The following is a 21207-nucleotide window of genomic DNA, read 5'->3' as shown; positions in this document are numbered from 1 at the left end:
TCATCATTTCCAGTGTAAGTGTTGAAGTAAACCACGCAAATATTCAAGAAGTTAGTAAGTAGATTATTTATTGTACCCGTTTCTTTTATAACTGATAACAAAAGATTTACACATAAAGTGATAATTAAATTATTTCTCAAGTACTAGAACAATTATGCTTCATAGAGGTTTTCCGTAGGATGAGAACATACCGTTATCATAAAATATGGCTTAGTCCACGCTACTCTACAGACATCTGAGAACTTTTAAACCTGTTCGCTGTTTTGCGTTATCTGCTATAAGCATCTAAGGTGCAGCTAAATTATTTTACGATACTAGCGCTAAATTCAGAGATTAGTGCAGAAAGACAGAAGGTCAGAGGTGTTTTTTTTATGTCTATGCGCTACTAAAACGTTAAAGCTGTCAAGTGTAGAGTATGTATTTAGTTCCCGGCAGTTCTGGTGTCGTGCTTGTACACGGCTCACCTCAAAGTTTGCAATATACAGCAGAATTTAGACTTTGCAGTGAGTCTCAGTTGAACGGAAGGAGTAAAAGTCGTTTATGGCACAGCTTTGTGATCAAACTTTATCCCTTATCTACCTGCTATTTGCTGTATTAAAAAATGTGGCTAAAATAAAATGCCAAACTTGACTAGCATAGTGACGTACCATTTTTTTGCAAAAGATGCGTTAGACATTTTGCGATCGCAGCTATAACTATCGGTACAGCCAGGTCATATTGTCTATAATTAGTCCTTTAAGCTTTATCTTCTAACTCTGTTGCTATTACACTTAATCAATTGATTATGCAACCACCCATTACAGTTAGTACTGTCCTGCAAAATCGTTACCATATAATTCACGTTCTTGGACAGGGGGGATTTGGTAGAACCTATCTTGCAGAAGACCAGAGGCGCTTTAACGAACTTTGTGCGATTAAGGAATTAACGATCGCAGTTAAGGGAGCTTCTAGTGAAAAAAAGGCAAAAGAGTTGTTTGAGCGAGAAGCTGCGACTTTATATCAAATTGAGCATCCACAAATACCGAAATTTCGGGAAAAATTTGAACAAGATCAACGCTTGTTTTTGGTACAGGATTACGTTGCTGGGAAGACTTACCAGACTTTGTTAGCTGAACGTCAAGCTGTTGGTCAATCTTTTTCAGAGACAGAGGTTTTAGAGTTGCTCAACTCTTTATTGCCAGTTTTAGAATACATTCACGGCTGCGGAATTATTCATCGTGATATATCGCCGGATAATTTGATTTTACGAGACAGTGACAAAAAACCTGTATTAATTGATTTTGGGGTAGTCAAAGAACTAGCTACGCGATTATATGCGCCAAATCAACAACAGGTAACTACTGTGGGAAAAATGGGCTATTCTCCCAGTGAGCAAATTCAATCAGGCAGGGCTTATCCCAATAGTGACTTGTATGCACTGGCAGTCACGGCCATAGTTTTGTTGACTCTCAAAGAACCGACAGAATTATTTGATGAAACTAAACTGATTTGGAATTGGCAGCAGTGGGTAACGATTAATCCGCGTTTTGCTGAAGTCTTACAGCGAATGTTAAGCTATGTTCCGAGCGATCGCTTTCAAAGTGCGGCACAAGTGCAATTAGCCTTGCAATCTCTAGATCAACCCCATGTTCCTCAAACCAATATATCCTATGTACAAACTTTAGCTGTTGGTAATCGCCCGCAACCACGATCACCTCAAAAACCTCGTCCTGCAATTTATCCTCAACAAACTAGTCCAAACCAAACTAGTTCAATCCTCGATAAACCGTTAGCGATTGGGGCTATTGGCAGTGCTGTAGTTATTTTAGCGGGATTTGGTTCTTGGGCAATAGTCAAATCTCTTCGCAATCCATCCCAACAATCATCAGCAGGAACATCTGTACCCCAAAATTTTCCCTCACCAGTAATTCCTGATACTACATTTACACTGTCACCTACACCTACACCTACTAATACCCAATCTGTTGTATATCAAAAACGCCTGAAATTAGGCAGATTTAATACTGCCACAGTCGAAGATACTCTTAAAGTAAATGACATCATTCAATATAGTTTTGCGGCTCAAACTGGGCAAAAATTAACGGTTTCTGTTGACCAAGGATCTGGAATTTCGCTAACAGTGCTAACTCCTAATGGTCAACCAATTGATGGACAGTCTCAAGCAGTTACATCATTTGAGGGCATTTTACTAGATAGTGGTAAATACATTATTCAATTAAGTCTGTCAGAAGGAGTGGCTGAAAGTTATTACAGTCTCAATGTTGCTTTATCAACACCAACTCCTACACCTACAGAGACACCAACACCAACACCAACTCCTACACCTACAGAGACACCAACACCAACACCAACTCCTACACCTACAGAGATACCAACATCAACACCAACCCCTACACCTACAGAGACACCAACACCAACACCAACCCCTACTACAGATGCAGAAAACAATGATCAATTACCTGAAACAACATCAACACCAGGATTTGATCAACAAAATTAACGCTAAATTATCAGTAGTCCCTGCAACCTTCTTGCAGGGGTAGAATTTGAAGTAAACAAAAGTAATTCTTGGTAAATAAATTGTTAAACACATTACTAATTGCAGGGACTGATACGGACGCTGGTAAAACTTTTTTGACCACAGCCTTAGCAGCTTATCGGCAGAAATATTACCCTCAAAGCAGCTTGGGGATTATGAAACCGATTCAATCTGGTGTCGGTGATAGTGAACTTTATCAGACTCTTTTTACACTAAATCAGTCGCCAGAAGAGATTACACCTTTGTATTTTCAAGCACCTCTAGCTCCACCAATTGCAGCAGCGAAGGAAAATCGGACTATAGATTTAGCTTTGGTTTGGCAGACTCTACTCAAGTTACAAAAGGAACGTGATTTTTTGTTGGTGGAGTCTTTGGGAGGATTGGGTTCACCGGTTACTGATGAATTGACAGTAGCTGATTTAGCAGGTGAGTGGCGTTTACCAACAGTTTTGGTTGTACCAGTAAGATTAGGTGCGATCGCACAAGCCGTGGCTAATGTAGCATTAGCTAGACAAACTAAAATCAATCTGCGTGGGATTATTCTCAACTGTACCCAACCCCGCACAGAAGCAGAAATAGCTGATTTAACACCACCGGAGTTAATTCAATCATTTACTCACATCCCTGTTTTAGGTTGTTTACCTTATTTAGAAAATCCCACTGATTTAGATAAACTCGCTGAAATTGGATCTAATTTAGATTGGGAAATATTAACGTAATCTGAGTTCGGAGTTTGGAGTTCGGTGTTTGGAGTTTGGAGTTTGGAGTTTGGAGTTTGGAGTTCGGTGTTTCGGTGTTTCTCCTTTGGAGACGCTACGCGAACGGTGTTCGGAGACGCTACGCGAACGGAGTTATGATTTTTAAGATCGAGAGAATAAGGGTTTGAGAGATTTTTTATTTGGAAGTCCCTGACTTGAGAACATTTGATGGGTTAGAGAACTTATGTGGGTAACATAGAAAATGACACCTGAAGCCTAAATTTATCTAAGTATATAAAGTTTTGTTAATTAAACATTTTCGGGAAAATAGGTTATTCAGGATCTAATTTTGTTCTCCTGTTATTTAAACCCTATGCAAAGTGTCATTAATACTCCATCTCCTTGGCAACAACTAAAAAAGGGAGAAATTAACTGCCAACAAGCAATCAGTCTGTTGGTAAATGAGGCAGGAAAACTTCACCTGGAATTATTAGATATAGAAGTTAGTTATCGGTTTTTTAAATTATTTCCCAATCCCCAAGAAATGCCTCCAGTCGTTCCCCTCATACTGTGGCGTAACTGTTACTATTTGGGGAGTCCAGTGACACTGATACCAGATATAATCCAAAAATTGTGCGATCGCACTTTCACAGAAATCAAAATTATTCCCATTAGCGAAAAAAGCTATAAATCTTGGTTTCTGACCCAAAAACTCGACCTCAATAAAATTAGTGCAGATTCATTAATCAACCCCCTCACCAAAGAATCGGAAATAGAAAACATTTCTGAAGTTGCAGAACTCTATCTCTCCAAAGCATCAGACCAAATCGAAAGAGTCAAAACCCTTTTTAGTAGTGCCTTACGCAACCGTGCTAGTGACATCCACCTAGAACCAATGTCAGAAGGTTTAAGAGTCCGCTATCGCATTGATGGTGTACTGCGGAATATTACCACTCTCCCACTAGAAGTCAGTCGGAGAATAGTTGTAGCCACCAAAGTCATGTCTGAACTAGATATTGGTGAAAGCCGTCGCCCTCAAGATGGACGCATCAGCCAAAAGTATGCAGTCGGAGATTCATTAGAAGTGGGATTAGATATGCGAGTTAGCACCCTTCCCTGTGTCGGTGGAGAGAAGGTAGTCATTCGCTTGCTACCCCAGCGTAATCCCTTCTCTGATATCACCAAACTCGGCTTTTCCGCATCTGCATTGGAGACTTATAAAAGCTGGTTAAGCCAACCCCAGGGGATGATTATCCTCACAGGGCCAACTGGTTCAGGTAAAACCAGCACCCTATACACAAGTTTGCAAGCAGTCGCCACCGAATCAGTTAATGTAGTGACAGTAGAAGACCCGGTTGAATATGTCTTATCAGGTATCACCCAAACCCAAGTTAACGAAGCCGCAGGTATGACATTTGCAGCGGGTTTACGAGCGATTCTCCGCCAAGATCCTGATGTGATTATGTTAGGAGAAGTTAGAGATCATGAAACAGCGGAAACAGCCGTTAGAGCCGCTTTAACCGGACATTTGGTATTTACCACACTCCACACCAATGATGCTGTAGGCACAATTCCCCGTTTAAAAGATATTGGCCCAGATCCAGGTTTAATCAGCGATGCCCTCTTAGGTATTGTTGCCCAACGTTTAGTGCGTCGAGTTTGCCCCCACTGTACAGAACCCTACACCCCCACAACAGCAGATTTGCAAAAACTGGGACTGGAAGCAACACCAGCTACAACCCAAGGCTGGCGACGAGGGAAAGGTTGTCCTAGATGCTTTGATTCTGGCTATTTAGGAAGAGAAGCAATTGTGGAATTACTAAATGTAGATGATAGGGTGAGAGAGTTGATTTATGAAGGAACAATAACTCAGCTACATTCTTATCTCAAGGAGATTAAGTTTACTTCCTTTAGTGTCTCTGCCGCCCAAAAGGTAACAACTGGGGTGACAACATTAGAAGAAGTGCTAAGGGTTTTGCCTCATAGTGCTTTATCTCGCAAATATTCTGTCTGAAGAATTAGGGTTTGCTGAAAAAGTTATCTGTGAGGGCTAGGAGTCAGGAGTCAGGAGTCAGGAGTCAGGAGAAAGAAGGAAAAAGGAAGAAGGAAGAATATTTTTCTTTTCTGTTCTCTGCTATATCAAACATTATGTATCCTGAATTCTTACGAAATCCTCTGTTAACTCATGTTTTGAGACTATAGACAGATGGAATATGTCTTATGGAGTAAGATAAGCTAAAGTGATAAGTATTCAGGATAGAGAATAAAGGCTGTTTAAGTCAACTTTGATGATTTTGATAAAATTTCACTTCTCTCTATTATTCATTTCATAAGCATTCTGAACCAAAGGTCTTCTTTCTTTCTCCGAACTCCGAACTCCGAACTCCGTTCGCGTAGCGTCTCCGTTCGGCGAAGCCGTGCCGTAGGCATAGGAGAAACTCCTGACTCCTGACTCCTGACTTCTGACTCCTAGCCCTCACGAAAAGACTTTTAGCCTAACAGCAAATCCCTATTTAGTTGTGTTCACAATGATTTCTACAATCCCAAATTCTTCTACTGAAAATCTTGCTAATGTGCGGTTACAAATTCGCTCATTACAACCGCAATTAATAGAATGGAGACGACGCATACATCAAAAACCAGAGTTAGGTTTTCAAGAAAAATTAACGGCTGAATTTATTTTCCAAAAGTTACAAGAATGGGGAATTGAACATCAAACAGGTATAGCTAAAACAGGCATTGTTGCTATTATCAAAGGTGAAAAATCTCAGCATGGTAAAGTTTTAGCTATTCGTGCTGATATGGATGCTTTACCAATTCAAGAAGAGAATGAAGTGAGTTATTGCTCACAGCATAATGGAGTGATGCACGCCTGCGGACATGATGGTCATACAGCGATCGCACTGGGAACAGCATACTATCTCCATCACCATCGTCACAACTTTGCGGGAACGGTGAAAATTATCTTCCAACCCGCAGAAGAAGGGCCAGGAGGTGCAAAACCCATGATAGAAGCAGGGGTACTCAAAAACCCAGATGTTGATGCCATTATCGGTTTACACCTATGGAATGATCTGCCTGTTGGTACAGTAGGAGTCCGTTCTGGCGGTTTTATGGCTGCTGTAGACTTCTTTAACTGCACCATTTTAGGTAAAGGTGGACATGGAGCATTACCCCATCAAACCATTGATTCAGTCGTCGTTGCTGCCCAAATTGTTAATGCCTTACAAACCATTGTTGCTCGGAACGTCAACCCCTTAGATTCAGCCGTGGTGACAATAGGTGAACTCCACGCCGGCACAAGAATGAATGTGATTGCTGATACTGCTAGAATGAGTGGTTCAGTTAGATATTTTAATACTGATTTAGCTGGCTTTTTTAAACAGCGTATTGAGCAAATCATTGCCGGAGTTTGCCAAAGTCATAGTGCAAATTATGATTTGGAATATATCAATCTTTACCCTCCAGTAATTAATGATGCTGGGATAGCAGAGTTAGTGCGAAATGTAGCAGCAGAAGTGGTAGAAACCCCTTTAGGTATCATCCCAGAATGCCAAATTATGGGCAGTGAAGATATGTCATTTTTCTTGCAAGAAGTTCCTGGCTGTTATTTCTTTTTAGGTTCAGCTAATACAGAGAAAAAGTTAAATTATCCCCATCATCATCCTCGATTTGACTTTGATGAAACTGCTTTAGTCATGGGTGTAGAAATGTTTGTCAGGTGTGTGGAAAAATTTTTAGCTGAACAATAAAAATATAGGAATTTAGGAGTATGGCTTACGCCACACTCCTTCCAGGAACAGAAGTTTGACGATCTAAAATAGGTTGACGAGTTTTCAAATCAAATTTGTGACCATGGGGTAAAATATGCAGCTTCACACCACAAACAGCCAAGGGTTCATCTTTCAAGATTTGATCCATGTTGTTATATGTACCTTCTGATTCATCAACAATTGTGACTGAACCCTCACCAAAAACTTCTATCTGCCCATCGGATACTACCATAGCCGTATTTTCATCAATACCAAAGCCTAAAACTACAGGTTCTTGTACCAAAGCCGTAATTAAACGTCCCAAACGTCCGCGTTCAGAAAAATGCTGATCAATAACGACACCAGGGAGAAAACCAAGACCAGGCCCCATTTCCACAATTTCTAATCGGGCGCTGGTTTGGGAGTCACCTTCCACAATCATTTTATCTGGCATGACAGCTGCACCTGCACTAGTTCCAGCGACAACAGCACCTTCAGAATACCTTTTGTGAATGGCTGCATCAATTTCAGTGTCTTTGAGAATACTGGTAATCCGCGCTTGGTCTCCCCCAGTAAAAAAGATCCCTGTTGCTCTATGAATTGCTTCTAATGCTGTAGATGAGGATGCATCTTCACGGGTTTCTGTATCAATAATCCGAACTGCTGAAGCTCCTAAACGTTCAAATACTTCAATATATTTTTCTCCTACTTCTCTTGGTAATTCGGTCGCGGCTGTCATAATCACAATATGTGCTTTTACACCTCCAGCACGGCGGACAAACTCCCGTAAAATCGGTGCATCTCCGTTTTTTTCTTCAGCACCACCAATAATCACTAATTGTCCTTTGTTTTGATTCTCAGACATAAAGCCTCCTAGTTAGAGTTATCTAATTTCAATAGAACATGAGGGGAAGACAATAAAATCTTTCTTTTGGTAGATAACAAGGACTAGGGAACAGGAAACAGGGAAGAAATAAATTATTTTTATTTCTCTTACTCTTCAGAACTCCTGAATTTTGCTGTAATGTGGCTGAATTATGGAAGGCTCTGCCTTCCTTTTGTGACAGATATAGGCAGAGCCTTGTGATGGTATTCCTAGTCGGAGACTGGGAACGAGATATGGTAAAGATTTGGGTTTAAGAGCATGTTTGAAAAGTTTAGGGACGTATAATTTGTCATTCTGTTCGCGTTCACGTAGTGTGCCGTAGGCATAGCGTGGCGTTAGCCATGTGGAGTCTTACGCAACGAAGAATCTGGAGTTTAGCCCACATACTGAGATGCTACGTTCCTCAGCATGACATGGAAGGAGACTTTTCAAACACCCTCTAAGTTGAGACTCATCAGCATTGTGCTTTATGCCTACTGAATTCTGCGGTGATGTGGTTGAAATTATGCCCTGAGATAGCTGAAATTATCATTCTGTATAACTAAAATTTAGCCATATAAATGCAAAAAAAGTCAGAACTTAAATTTCAGGGTGTTTAGAGAAAGGTTTATTATCAATGATTCAAGCGCAAAGCAGCGATGTCATCCGCATCAATGCCAGAAAAACTGATGTATTCGATATTTTTAACTTAAAATATTACATTGGGCCAAATCCCTATTTAGATAGAGGTGCATTAGTTTTTGATTTTGCTTTAACTGGATTTGGAGAGCCACTAAAGATAGAAGAATATGTTGCTGATATTAGCAAAATATATTCTCACTTAGGCAAGCAGAGATATAATTCCTACGCTGATTTGTTTGCTCGGGTTGTTTCCGAAGTGGGAAAACTAGATATGGGTTTGCACCTCAATCACTGGAGTATCAAACCTGAGCAGGATTTTGTTAGGATTAGCATCCAATCACTACATGAACTCACAAGTAGAGCAGTAGTTTATTTTGTTTGGGATTGGTGGGAAACTATTACTCAACATGAGGAATTTTTGTTTGAAGAAGGGTTGATAAAACTGCAAAATAGATTCCGTTTATCTGCTTATGGTGGCCCTACAGTTTATGCTTTATTCCAAACGGCTTATAACCAAGGTATTCCCGCTTTTTATTTATGGGAAGAGGGATTAATACAATATGGTTTTGGTAGAAAACTAGTGCGGGGAGTGGCAACTACTTTTGATAGTGATAGTCATATAGATTCCGAATTCACCACTCGCAAGGATGACTGTAAGGATTTTTTACACAAATTAAGTTTTCCCATTCCAGAGGGCGAAATTGTTGTTTCTGAACAGGAAGCTGTGGAAGTAGCAAAAGATATTGGCTACCCAGTTGCTGTGAAGCCTGTTGTAGGTCATAAAGGAATTGGTGTAACTCCTGATGTGCAGAATGTGAGAGAGTTGGAATCAGCTTATAGTAGAGCGTTGATAGCGATTCCTGAAGAACAACCAACGCGAATTATTGTAGAGAAAAGCATCCGAGGAAAAGATTTTCGTTTACTGTGTGTTAATGGTAGATTTATTGCTGCTACTGAACGCTGTCCAGCATCAGTTACGGGTGATGGCTCCGCAACTCTTAAAGAATTAATTAGACGAGAAAATCGCAAACCGGAACGTTGGGATACACCAACTTCACCGATGAGTAGGATTGAGATTGATGAGGCGCTCGAAAGGTATATAGATGAACAGGGTTTGAGATTAGATAGTATCATTGAGAGCGATCGCACTGTTTATTTGCGTAAAGTTGCTAATCTTTCTGCCGGTGGCACAAGTATTGATGCTACAAAAATAATTCACCATGATAATATTATCTTGGCTCAAGATATAGCCCAATATTTTCGCCTCACTTGTTTGGGAATTGATATCATTGCTGAAGATATTTCTGAATCTTGGAAAACTGGTAACTTTGCTATCTTAGAAATTAACTCTGCACCGGGAATTTTAATGCATCTTAACCCGGCAATGGGTGAAAGTGTTGATGTTCCTGCTCAGATTTTATCAACCTTTTTTCAATCTGCTAGAGATTCCAGAATTCCCATTATTACTTTTAATCAAATCTCTATCAATGAATTACAAGAAACAATTGATCACATTCTTTCACAACATCCCGAATGGACAATTGGTGCTGTTTGTCGTCAAGGAATTTTCGTCAATCGTTCCAAAAAGGTATTAAAAAAAGATTACAACAGCAATGTCCAAATTTTGTTGCGTAATCCCAAACTTGATTTACTCATTGTTGAATACTCAGAAGATATTCTGGAAGAAGATGGGATGTTTTACCAGGGAAGCAATATTGTTGTTTTGGATAATCCCAGTGAAACTGAGATGATGTTAGTCAGAGATATTTTTGATGATTCAATTGAGGTGATTAAGAAAGAACAGGAGGTTTCTATTCGCCGTCAAGGATTAATTGAAGATTACGCTTTGGGTGATGATGAACCTTTTACAAGGGTTTATTTGAAGGAGATTAGCTCGATTTTGTGACCAAAAATTAAAGAAGGAGTCAGTAGGGGTAAAGCGCAATGCAATACTTTTCGGTTAAGGAGTGTAGAGACGTTCCATGGAACGTCTCTACAAGGGTTTTCGGTTTACGAATTTGCCTAACCGAACAGTACTGAAGCGCAATGCTCATTGTTATGAACTTAACGTGAAAACGTTGTCATGACGTTATATTAAACTTACTCAATTCTCGTTCCCATAATCTGTATGGGAATGAATTCTAAAGGCTCTGCCTTCTATGACTAATATGACGCTGTGCTATCAGTTACATCAGAGGCAGAGCCTCTCTGATGGCATTCCTAGTCAGAGACTAGGAACGAGATATTTTGTAACCAAAAAGTAATAAAAAATATTCACTTAACTCTGGTGGGTTATGCATCTTGCCTGCCCTTTAATCATAATCATAATCTGATTCATATATCTCAACTTCTGTTGAAGGTGTAGCATCAGATAAATCGAAAGTATCATCTGTGAGGCGGATAATTTCCCCAGAGAAAAAATTTGCCAGACTTTTAGCCGCATTTGCCACTTCGTCATTATCCCAAGTTGGCACAGGTGCTTGGCTTGGCGGGGGTGGTGGAAGGGTTTGGACGGGGGCTGTGTTAGCTGCTACAGGCTCAGTTCTGGTTGGTGTCGGTGGTGGTTGTTGGGTTGGTTGTGGTAGGGGCGCTGGTGCTGGTGTTAGAGGTTGAATTTGCTGGTTGTAGCTGGGTGTCGTAGCTGGCTGTTGAACGCGAGTAGAATCCTGTGGTGGAGGATTTTTTCTGGCTGAGGTAGAACTTGATGAAGTTGCTAGTTCTAGATTTACTTGGATTTCACGCTGAAAAGTCTTCTGAAACGCTGCCTTCATCATTGGCAGGTCAGATTTAAGTGTTTCGTACCATTTTAATCCTTTGACAGCAACACGCGCTTCAGTACCATTAAATTCTATTAGTTGGCACATTTGCCCTAATAAAGCTTGTCGTGAAGGCATGGGAAAATTAGCACGCACTTGTTGCCAAACTTGAGTTAAGTCATACTCTGATCCTGCCGCGACTTCCTGCAAAGGTGCGGTTTGATGTGTCACTGTTGGAGGAATAGCATATACAGGTTCTGGTGATGGAGTAGCTGCTGCTGATTGATGGTTTGGTTGAGTATAAATGGCTGGTGGTGGAGTAGCTGCTGGTGAATGATGGTTTGGCTGGGTATAAGTGGCTGGTGGTGGAGTAGCTGGTTGGTAAGAAGTTGGAGATACCGCAGGTGTATTTATTTGCTGAGGAATACTGGGCGTTGGTGGCTGAATATTTGCACTGGGTAATAAGCCGAGTAATGTGACTTCTAACCACAAACGGGGCTGGGTGGTGTTTTTCAGTTGGACTTCTGCGGTTCTGAGGTGTTGTTGTCCGCGCAAAATGGTGGTTATGTCTAACCTTTGGGCAAAGTTAATTAGTGCTGTCCAGGTTTGTTGAGTACAAGCAACTAAATCTTGACGATTTGGGGCGGTTTTGGCGATGAGTAAATCTCGATAGAAGGCGGCAAAATTTTGGAGAATTATGATGGGTTCTCTGCCGCGATCTAGGATTTGTCTGGTAGAGTCGAGGACGATTTCGGAATTATCTTGAGCGATCGCATCTAATAAACCCAATAAATCTTTTTCACTGACGGAACCCACTAGATCCCACACTTGATCGGGTGTAACTTCCCCAGCAATTAACGCTAATTGATCCAATAAACTTTCCGCATCTCGCAAGCCACCCTGAGCAAGTTGCCCTACTAAGGTGATAGCATCAGCAGAAATATTAATATTTTCTTGGGAAGCAATATGGCTTAAATGCTTCACCATCGCATCTAATTGAATGCGTCTAAAATCAAATCTTTGACAGCGAGAAATAATTGTTGGTAATACGCGCTGGGGGTCGGTTGTCGCTAAAACGAAAACAATATGCTTAGGGGGTTCTTCTAGTGTTTTCAATAACGCATTGAATGCTGCGGTACTTAACATATGACAGTTATGGACTAGAAGCCCGTTAGCTACAAAGTTATGATTATCCTCAACTTCAATATCATAGACTTGCTCCACTCCAGCGAGGTGAACAGATTCGACCTTCTCCAAATTTGTAGTCCATTGTAAGGAAATATCCACATTCACAGGGGATAGTATCTTCACACCTTCTTTTACGTCTCTTGCTGGTATCCATCCCTGCTCTGTTCTGATTAAATGATTACCTGTACATCTGATTTCGCGGTTAGTGGTTTTGATGACTAAGGTTTGCTTTTCTCCTTGGTCTAACCAACGAACAATTTTTTTGAATTCCCATTTGCCAGATGAATCATTGTAACTAAGGACTTTCTTGCCTTTAATACTGGGGTTATCAATGCGAACAAGCCCTTGATCGGTTAAAACCAATGAGTTTCCGGTCAGGCATTCATCAATCACATACACCTTGTACCGACACTGCACAGGGGCAAACTGTGCCTTTTCAATTAATTCTCTGATATTATCGACACCAGTGTTACTAGCAGCGTCGATTTCTATGACATCGAGGGAATAGCTTTTAGCAATGCCTTGACAACTATCACAAACTCCACAGGGTTCAGCAGTTGGTTTGTCACTTTTAAGACAATTTAAAGATTTTGCCAAAATTCGGGCGCTAGAAGTTTTCCCCGTACCTCTGGGGCCAGTGAATAAATAGGCAGGGGCAATTTTAGATGAGCCAATCGCATTGGTGAGGGTAGTAGCGATCGCTTCTTGTCCCACCAATTCAGCAAAACTTTTCGGGCGATACTTGTGGTGTAGGGGTTCGTAAGACATGGAGAGAAATTTCAATGCCCTTGATAGTTAATTCGTCGCACCCAGTCTAGTTAGGGGTTTAACTATTTTAACAACTCATGGCGATTTCCCCTTGAGAAAAATTTATACTCGTGAATTTACTTAGTAGAAATAAATTAATGTAATTTTTATGATTTATAGTTCCTAGTCTCCAGTTGAGAATGGATAGCGGCTTGTCCCCCACATCGCTAAAATTTTAGAAGCAACACTCAATGGTGCAGCAGATGCTCAAGCGGCTAATTCAGTGGCTGAAAAAATTTTTTCAGTCGTTCTTTCCTAACAAACAAAATTTCATTCCAGTCACAAAAGATGTGCAGAAAGAAGCAGCACCACCGCTAAGTGATACGGATTTAGAATTTCTGTTTACAGAACTTTTGGCAGGAGTTCATCAAGCTAGAGGCCAGGCTTGGGCGCAAAACTGGTTACATAAAATTGAGCATCGCGTCACAACTCAACGCTGGCTAGACTGGCTAAAACAGTTTGGCGAAAAATTATTAACATCTCGTACACCCAATAATGAATTAGCAGCGCGGTTAGTACAGCTAGGTGAGTTAGACATTGGTGAAATTGGCGACCTTGCCTATGATATTGGAATGCAGTTGTTGACACGCAATCAAGGTGAACCGATTTGGGAATATGACGGGCCAGATACTATCAGCCAAACTACTTCAGCGTCATCAATCACCTATGTAGTATCAACAGAAGCAGATGATGGGAATTTTCTAGAGGAAGACTACCAAACTTTGACCTGGGATGAATTGTTTGTGATGTTGCAGGAGGATCAAAGCCTTCGTCAGCAAATTGCCCAAGATCTGGAAATTGAAACTGATGATCCAGAAATTATTATCCAGACACTCTTGAATCAATCCCAGACATCTGTTGAGTAGTACCGAGTAATGAGTATTGAGTACTGGGTATTGAGTGCTGAATAGTAGGAGTAAGTTCTGTTTACTGATAAAGTTTTGTATAGTTTTTATTGCTATATCAACCCAGTCTAGGTTACTTGCCAGGTCTGTTAGGTGATTCATGATTTTTTTGACACAACGATGGCTACAATCTAGGAGAAAGAAAATCCAAGAATGTGGCAAATGCTCAGGTGGCTATTGCAGTGGCTTAACAGTTTTTTGAAGTACCCTTTTGACGGTCGTCGGACTCATGATGCCGACGCTGATAAGGGATATAGGGTGGTAAACTCTCCACCCGAATTAACTAATGCGGATCTGGAAGTTTTGTTTAACCAGCTGCTGGAAGGTGTGCATCAAGCACGAGGACAACAATGGGCGCTGAAGTATTTGCAGCGGATGGAACCTCGGATTACTGTTGAGCGCTGGATAGATTGGCTGCTGATATTTGGTGAAAAATTGTTATCTTCACCGGCACCAAATAATCAGATAGCAACGCGGATGGTGCAACTAGGTGAACTAAATGTCGGCAGAGTTGGTGAACTTGCGGCTGAAATTGGTATCCAATTATTGAGGCGTGATTTCTTAAATCAAGAGTATGTATCAAATTCTGAACCAGTAGAGGTGACAGCCGCAGCAGTAGCAAAACCATTGGTAGAAGATACTCCTGGGCAACGATTGCTGCGAGATTTGGGTGAACAGTTGTGGGAACATGATCAAGATGAAACTGTTAATACCTCAGCTGCATCCCCAATATTGGAGCAGATATGGGTTAACTCAGAAGAATTGAGTGATGAAGATGCCCAAGCAGATTTATCTGAGGCTGTGGTTTTTGAATATTTTGGGGAAGAAACTTCAACTGTTGAGGAATTAGAAGAAGTTGCATCTTCTTCTTTGACAGAGAATTGGGATCGATCGCTTGTGAATTTAGAGCCGCAGGTTGCACAGACTCTAGATGAGTTGGTGGTGCGGCTGGAGCAAAGCACTAATTTAGTTCAACAACTGGCTTCGGAACTAGCAATCCGTGAAAGCCAAGCCATTATTGAGCGACCATCGTTTCAATTGACTGTGACGAACCAGGCTCAAGCGTGGTTTTACCAAGGTTTGCAGCAAGCTAAATCCGGGGATTTATTGGGAGCGTTAGCTTTTTATAACCAAGCTACTAAAATGCAACCAGAAGATCATGAATATTGGTTTAACCAAGGGTTGACACTATTTCATTTACAACGCCTTGAGGAGGCGATCGCAGCTTATGACCAAGCTCTGAGTCTAAAACCTGATTTCCACAAAGCCTGGTACAACAGGGGGGGTATTCTAGGGGAGTTTGGAGACTTTGATAATGCGATCGCTTCTTTTGATCAAGCTATCCAATTTAAGCCCGATTACCAAGAAGCTTGGTCTAGTCGCGGTTTAGCACTTCTCAAGTTAGGACTAATTTGGGAAGCTATTTCTAGCTATGATCAAGCCCTGAATTTACAACCCCATGACCAGGAAACCTGGTATTACCGGGGAGTAGCCCTAGCAGTGGGTGAACAATACGAAGATGCGATCGCATCCTATGACCGAGCCATAGATATCCAACCCGACTATCACGAAGTCTGGATTGACCGGGGTGTAGTGTTATTTAGCTTAAAACGCTGGTCAGAAGCTATTGAATCTTGGGATCAAGCCCTGTCAATTCAACCTGATGTTTACCTAGCTTGCTATAACCGAGGCATAGCCTTAGAAAACTTAGGAAGACGTGAAGAAGCCATCACTTCCTATCAACAAGCCATAGCCATCAAACCTGACTTTCATCTAGCCTGGTACAACCAAGCCGTAGCCCTATTTTACTTAGACAGATTTCCTGAAGCGATCGCTTGCTATGATAGCGCCTTAGAAATCAAACTAGACTACTGGGAAGCTTGGCTAGGTCGCGCTGGAGCCGTTGCTAATTTAGTTAATGACAAATTATCCCTGAATATACCCAGTAGCATCGCCGCATCCAACCCAGCCCTCAATCAACGTGGCTATGAAGGTAAATTAGCCACATATCAAGAAGGATTAAAATATCTGCGTCCCGATACCCACCCCGAAGGTTGGGGAAGATTGCATCTAGCAATGGGCAATACACACTACGAACAAGGTAAAAAACAACCCATACCCCGCTATTTTTGGCAAAAAGCAGTATCTGAATACCAACAAGCACTGTTAACTCTCACAGCAGAAGATTTCTCAGAATTGCATCTAGATATTTTGCAATCTCTAACCAAAGTACTCGTAGGTTTAGGACAAACAGCATCAGCCCAAGACATACAACAACAAGGACTAGATTTATTACAACAATTACTCAATCAAACAACTCGTCCTCAACAAAGTAAACAACAACTCGCTCTCAAATTTGCAGGACTCAAGCAATTGGCTGTTGATCTAGCAGTAAATGTTGGTGATTTAGTAGAAGCTTGGGAAATTGCCGAACAAGGTAAAAACACCTGTTTAAAATTACTGCTTTCTGGTTGGAATGAAGAAATTTATTTCCCCAACTATGACGCAATTCAACAACTACTTAATCCCACAACAGCAATAATTTACTGGCATCTTAGCCCAGCAGCTTTACACACATTTATTATTAAAGACCAAGCCCCATCACCTATCCTTTTATTAACGCCAATACAAGATGTAGAAGCCATACCTGAAGCAGTAAAACGTTTAGTTGAATTTGAAACCTGGTTAGAAGATTGGCAAAAAGAATCTCTAGCAAATGATCACAATCATTGCGGAAATTTGGAGATGGAGCAGAGGTTATTAAAACTGCAAAATATTCTGAATATTTCCACAATTATTCAGGAACTTGAAGGTATCACTAACCTGATTTTAATTCCCCATCGTGATTTATATAAATTGCCACTGCAAGCACTATTTCCTCTTCATCAGCCAGATTTACCAAATTACACCATTAATTATTTACCCAGCATTCAAATAGGGCTTAATCTAAAAACAAATTCATTATCAAATTGGCAACAACAAAAATTTCTGAGTGTAGAAAATCCTGCAAACACAGATAATAGCGAGCATTCTGAATTTGCATCTGTCATTGTGAGACAGATGTTTGATTATGCCCAACATATCAAAGGTACACAAGTCACCAGAGATAATTTAGAAAATGCTTTAGTGGCAGATTACAACATCTTTCATTTTACTGGACACGCTATTAACAATTTGAGTGAAGTCCAAAACTCTGCTTTGGTATTAGCCAATGAAGACAAGCTAACTTTAGAACAAATTAACCAACATACTTTCACAAATTACAATCTTTTTACCCTCACAAATTCTGAAAATGTGAGTAATAAAAGTCAGAATGTTAGCGGTGAGTATGTAGGTTTAGCCACTGGTTTATTAAATGCAGGTGTTCCCTATGTAGTGAGTACAATTTGGACTGTAGAATCATTGGTGACGAATTTAGTAATTATAGAGTTTTACCGCAGATTACTTACCCATAATTCACCAGTTATATCCTTAGCTGAAGCAACAACTTGGTTGAGAAATATAACTGTTGTAGAACTAATCGCATGGTATGAAGATTTATTGCATAATTTGCATCCAGAAGAATTCCAACTCAGAAACTATGTAGCCACACAAATTTATCAAAATAGCAAATTAGCATCTCATAAACAGCCTTACAATAATCCTTATTATTGGGCAGCATTTATCATTACAGGATGTTATTGAACAAGGAAAGATTGAATTGGTAACAAAATCACCCTGATGCCATTAACAAAATGAAAAATGAATTTGTCTTGCACAACAATCCTTTTAGTGGAATATTTTTTTCTGGGTTAATCACCATAGGTCTTACAGTTTCTGGACTGGCTATTACTTATTCAACTTTACCGAGAAATTTTGTATTTTCTTGTAACAGAATTGCTGTAAATAATCCTAGTTGTCATTTTAAAGAAAACGAATTATGGCTAGGGATAAAACAAGAAACTTTTTTAGAGGGAATAAATGCAGCAATTGTGGCTACCCTATCTGGAGAAAGTAATGATGATCAATATTTTGTAACATTAAAAACTGACTATGATAATTTTACTCTGATTGGCTATGACTCAGAAGATCAAGCCCAGACTATAGCATCTCAAATTAATGGGTTTATTACCAATAAAAAACAAAAGAGTTTTCAACTTGAGTTTTCTACACAACTAAAAATAGGACTACTATTGCTAGGATTATTATTTTTCAGTCTCGGCATGGGACTTTTAATACTTATAATTGTCATTCCTTATTACAGTAATATAACTTTTGATAAAATTACTAATAAAATCGTAATTCAGCACAAAGGCTTTCTGAAAAACAAGTTAATTGAACACAAACTTAGTGAAGTGGTAGAGGTGATAAAGGAAGACAGAATTGATAAAAGTGATGATACTACAACTTCCTATCTTTTATTAATGTCTGGAGGTGAACGCATATCTTTATCTTCATTTTATGGTCAAAATTGGAAAAGTGAATTAGAAATGGTAGAAAATTTAGCTGCTTTCCTAAATCTTAAAATTACACATCAGCAAATTAAGGTGTAAAAAGGACGGGCAAGATTCCCATCTCACAAAGTTGGAGAATCTATTTTTTGGTAATCCCTTAATTAACTTACAAAAATTATTAACCGAACAGTATTGGTTTTACTCCGAACTCCTAACTCCGAACTCCTAACTCCTAACTCCGAACTCCGAACTCCGAACTCCGAACTCCTACTGATTGATATGTCACTCCGCAGAGGGCAGCTAGGAATACCCAAAATAGGGTACTTAAGCGGATGTCAAAAGTTGTGACATCGACAGTATTAAATAATATCCAGCCGATAAAGGTGATGATATAACTAAAGAAAATTAATCTGTTTTCTAGTTGTATATATTTTGAATTCCACAAAAGTTGAATGGCTGCAATTAAAATCCAAGCGAGTAAACTACAAAATAATAAAGTAGTAATCAAACCTGTTTCCGCAGATAACATGAGAAATAAGTTATGGGGATGATTGATATCAATTTGCATTTCTGCTTTGTAGAGTCCGCTAAAACTGCGTAAACCGGAACCAGTCAAAGGATGTTGTTGAGTTAAATTCCAGGCAAATTCCCACTGGGTTTTTCGCATCATGGCTACTGGTCTGTCGGGATACATATCATCATTGATACGGGCCCAGATAAAATAGGGGACGAAACGACGGAAAAATTGTGCGATCGCTAAAGGTGCAAAAGCTGCTAAAAGAATACTAGTGGCCATGCTCAAGAAACCAGCCACGAGAAGTCGCCAACCTTGATAGCAAGCATAAGCTACACAGGCAAAAACCGCTATTACCCACCCATTCCGCGAGTTAGTTAAAACTAAAGCCATAAAATTGGCAAATACAGCCACAGTTAAGAAGATAATCGGACGATAAGAGACTTTTGAGTGCGGATTTTTGACTTTGATTTTTTGATAGTTTTCTAGCCATAACCCTAAACCCAAAATGAAGATAGTCACCAAATAAGCGGCTAAGGTGTTAGCGTGCATTAGCACAGAAGACATCCGTCCTAATGGTACTCCACCAGGGGAAATTGTGATATCTAAGAGAACCCACAAAAACTGTAAATTGAAAGTCCAGCCCAGAAATAATTGCCCAAAACCAATCATTACCACAGGTAAAGAACCAAATACCATAATCCAAGCGATTTGCCGTAATTGGGCAGATGTTTGAATCAGGGCAGTTAATCCCGCAAACACGAAAAAATAAGGTAATAAGTTGAATAAACCCAGGAAAGCTTCCATTCGGTGAGAAGCAAACCCGGTAGTTATCAACAACAATAAACTTAAAACTGCAAATCCTCGGTGCAGGGGACGACGGCTAATTATGCGGTATTGTTTAGCCCAGGTTATTAATGCGGCTAAAGATATAGTTACAGCCCCCAAAAAGGGATTGAGAGGAAAGACAAGCAACCCAAATTGAAGGCATTTCCAAGCGGGTTGCAAACTAGAGTTGGGATGGTAAAAAGCCTTGTTCAAGCTGGCTCCCAACATTCTGTACGGGTGAGACGAATTTGCGCTAGGGTGAAGATAGTCGGAATAATGCGACCATAATTAGTAGCGATCGCTCTCCAACCCAAATCCGCTAAAAACCAACCCCACATCATCGGTCCGATCAAAGCAAACATACTACGAACCGCACCATAACGGGCAGCACTCATCGTCATACCTCGTTGCGCCATTTTTACAGTTACATAGCTTTGGAACTGTTTGCTTGCCACCTGTGTGCCTGTAATTGCTGCTTCTTTAGCAACTTGATAGGTAGCAAAGTGGGTAGCAAATTGACGGGCAATCTGTTTAAGCACAAATGGTTGCAGAACTGAAGTTACAGCCAAGGCACTACCACCTTTGAAAATTAATCCTAAAGGATCTTTTTGTAAATATAGGGGCAATGGTTGTTTAATATCGGATTTCAGCAAATGGCTTTGTAATCTTTCGGTCAATTTTTGTTTCTCTTGTTCTGGCAGCTTTTTCCACACCTTTCCTAAAAGATGCAAAAATACCTCTGCTTCTAAATCAACAGTTGCTAAATTGTGATAATAAGAAATTTTCAAATACTTACATACGTGAATTAATACTTGTCGATATGTAACCTGACAAGTGTGTCCACGTAATACAGTCATCCCATCAGCCCCTAGAAAGCGAAAACGATCTTCTAGTGCATTTAGCCAAGCTTGACGATCTTGGCTTTGGACTTTGATCGGTTCAGGCGTGTGAACATAATCTAGGGGATTAAACTTGCGACTAAACAGAATAGCTGTTAAGTCTTGCAGTTCTTCCTCGGTAGCTAACTCCAGTACAGTCCTTAGTTCATCCAAGTTCCCATTCTCCGATACAAAAATGCTAACAATTGCTGACAATCGACTGCCTTACACTTAAATGCTAACATGGGCAGGGTTGAGTGAAATATAGCCATTATATTCAGAACTTACACAATTGCTATATTAGTATGGCGCATTCAGATGTCGAAAATCTAAAACTGGGAAGCTAGAAAAAGTATTTAAGTTTTAAGGATATCAAGGCTTAATTTTTGCGTAACGATAATT

General features: G+C 40.1%; 12 protein-coding genes. 8 read left to right on the top strand and 4 right to left on the bottom strand.

The window, feature by feature from the left end; genetic code table 11:
* The first annotated feature begins 784 nt into the window (after nt 1-784).
* The 4 genes from AC012T_RS23670 to AC012T_RS23655 all read left to right on the top strand — a co-directional run bounded on the left by AC012T_RS23670 (nt 785) and on the right by AC012T_RS23655 (nt 6989).
* Nucleotides 785-2500 carry a protein kinase domain-containing protein gene (locus tag AC012T_RS23670; RefSeq protein ID WP_487061315.1) on the top strand — a complete coding sequence of 572 codons (1716 nt, stop codon included), beginning with the start codon at nt 785-787 and terminating at the stop codon, nt 2498-2500.
* A gap of 80 nt (nt 2501-2580) precedes the next feature.
* Nucleotides 2581-3258: a dethiobiotin synthase gene (gene bioD / locus AC012T_RS23665; protein ID WP_487061313.1), complete on the top strand. Its 678-nt coding sequence runs from the start codon at nt 2581-2583 to the stop codon at nt 3256-3258.
* 352 nt (nt 3259-3610) lie between these two features.
* Nucleotides 3611-5251 carry a GspE/PulE family protein gene (locus tag AC012T_RS23660; protein WP_487061311.1) on the top strand — a complete coding sequence of 547 codons (1641 nt, stop codon included), beginning with the start codon at nt 3611-3613 and terminating at the stop codon, nt 5249-5251.
* Between the two features lie 514 nt (nt 5252-5765).
* A complete protein-coding gene (locus tag AC012T_RS23655; RefSeq protein ID WP_487061309.1) occupies nt 5766-6989 on the top strand; it encodes a M20 metallopeptidase family protein in 1224 nt (407 codons plus the stop codon).
* A 25-nt stretch (nt 6990-7014) separates the two neighbouring features.
* Here the strand turns inward: AC012T_RS23655 and AC012T_RS23650 are convergent, their stop codons facing one another.
* Nucleotides 7015-7854 carry a cyanophycinase gene (locus AC012T_RS23650; RefSeq protein ID WP_487061307.1) on the bottom strand — a complete coding sequence of 280 codons (840 nt, stop codon included), beginning with the start codon at nt 7852-7854 and terminating at the stop codon, nt 7015-7017.
* A 637-nt stretch (nt 7855-8491) separates the two neighbouring features.
* Between AC012T_RS23650 and AC012T_RS23645 the strand changes: the two genes are divergently transcribed.
* Nucleotides 8492-10402 carry an ATP-binding protein gene (locus AC012T_RS23645; RefSeq protein WP_487061305.1) on the top strand — a complete coding sequence of 637 codons (1911 nt, stop codon included), beginning with the start codon at nt 8492-8494 and terminating at the stop codon, nt 10400-10402.
* Between the two features lie 406 nt (nt 10403-10808).
* Here AC012T_RS23645 and dnaX read toward each other — a convergent pair whose 3' ends face one another.
* Nucleotides 10809-13208: a DNA polymerase III subunit gamma/tau gene (gene dnaX / locus AC012T_RS23640; RefSeq protein WP_487061303.1), complete on the bottom strand. Its 2400-nt coding sequence runs from the start codon at nt 13206-13208 to the stop codon at nt 10809-10811.
* Between the two features lie 230 nt (nt 13209-13438).
* Here dnaX and AC012T_RS23635 point away from each other — a divergent pair, with 230 nt between their 5' ends.
* The 3 genes from AC012T_RS23635 to AC012T_RS23625 all read left to right on the top strand — a co-directional run bounded on the left by AC012T_RS23635 (nt 13439) and on the right by AC012T_RS23625 (nt 18684).
* The gene (locus AC012T_RS23635; protein WP_487061301.1) at nt 13439-14113 is read left to right on the top strand and encodes a hypothetical protein; all 675 of its coding nucleotides are present in this window, start codon (nt 13439-13441) and stop codon (nt 14111-14113) included.
* 192 nt (nt 14114-14305) lie between these two features.
* Nucleotides 14306-17836 (top strand): CHAT domain-containing protein, encoded by a 3531-nt coding sequence (locus AC012T_RS23630; protein ID WP_487061299.1) that lies wholly within the window; start codon nt 14306-14308, stop codon nt 17834-17836.
* Nucleotides 17837-17886: 50 nt separating this feature from the next.
* Entirely contained in the window at nt 17887-18684 is a 798-nt protein-coding gene (locus AC012T_RS23625) for a hypothetical protein (protein WP_487061297.1), read from the top strand.
* Nucleotides 18685-18817: 133 nt separating this feature from the next.
* Here the strand turns inward: AC012T_RS23625 and AC012T_RS23620 are convergent, their stop codons facing one another.
* Together AC012T_RS23620 and AC012T_RS23615 are read right to left on the bottom strand one after the other, a co-directional pair.
* Nucleotides 18818-20155 (bottom strand): O-antigen ligase family protein, encoded by a 1338-nt coding sequence (locus AC012T_RS23620; protein ID WP_487061295.1) that lies wholly within the window; start codon nt 20153-20155, stop codon nt 18818-18820.
* Complete coding sequence (locus tag AC012T_RS23615) at nt 20137-20979, bottom strand: YaaW family protein (protein ID WP_487061293.1); 843 nt, start codon at nt 20977-20979, stop codon at nt 20137-20139. The genes AC012T_RS23620 and AC012T_RS23615 overlap by 19 nt, the downstream gene beginning before the upstream one ends.
* Nucleotides 20980-21207: the final 228 nt, after the last annotated feature.

The organism is Anabaena sp. EIM26 (genome assembly GCF_057568715.1).
This window is presented reverse-complemented; position numbering and strand designations above follow the sequence as displayed.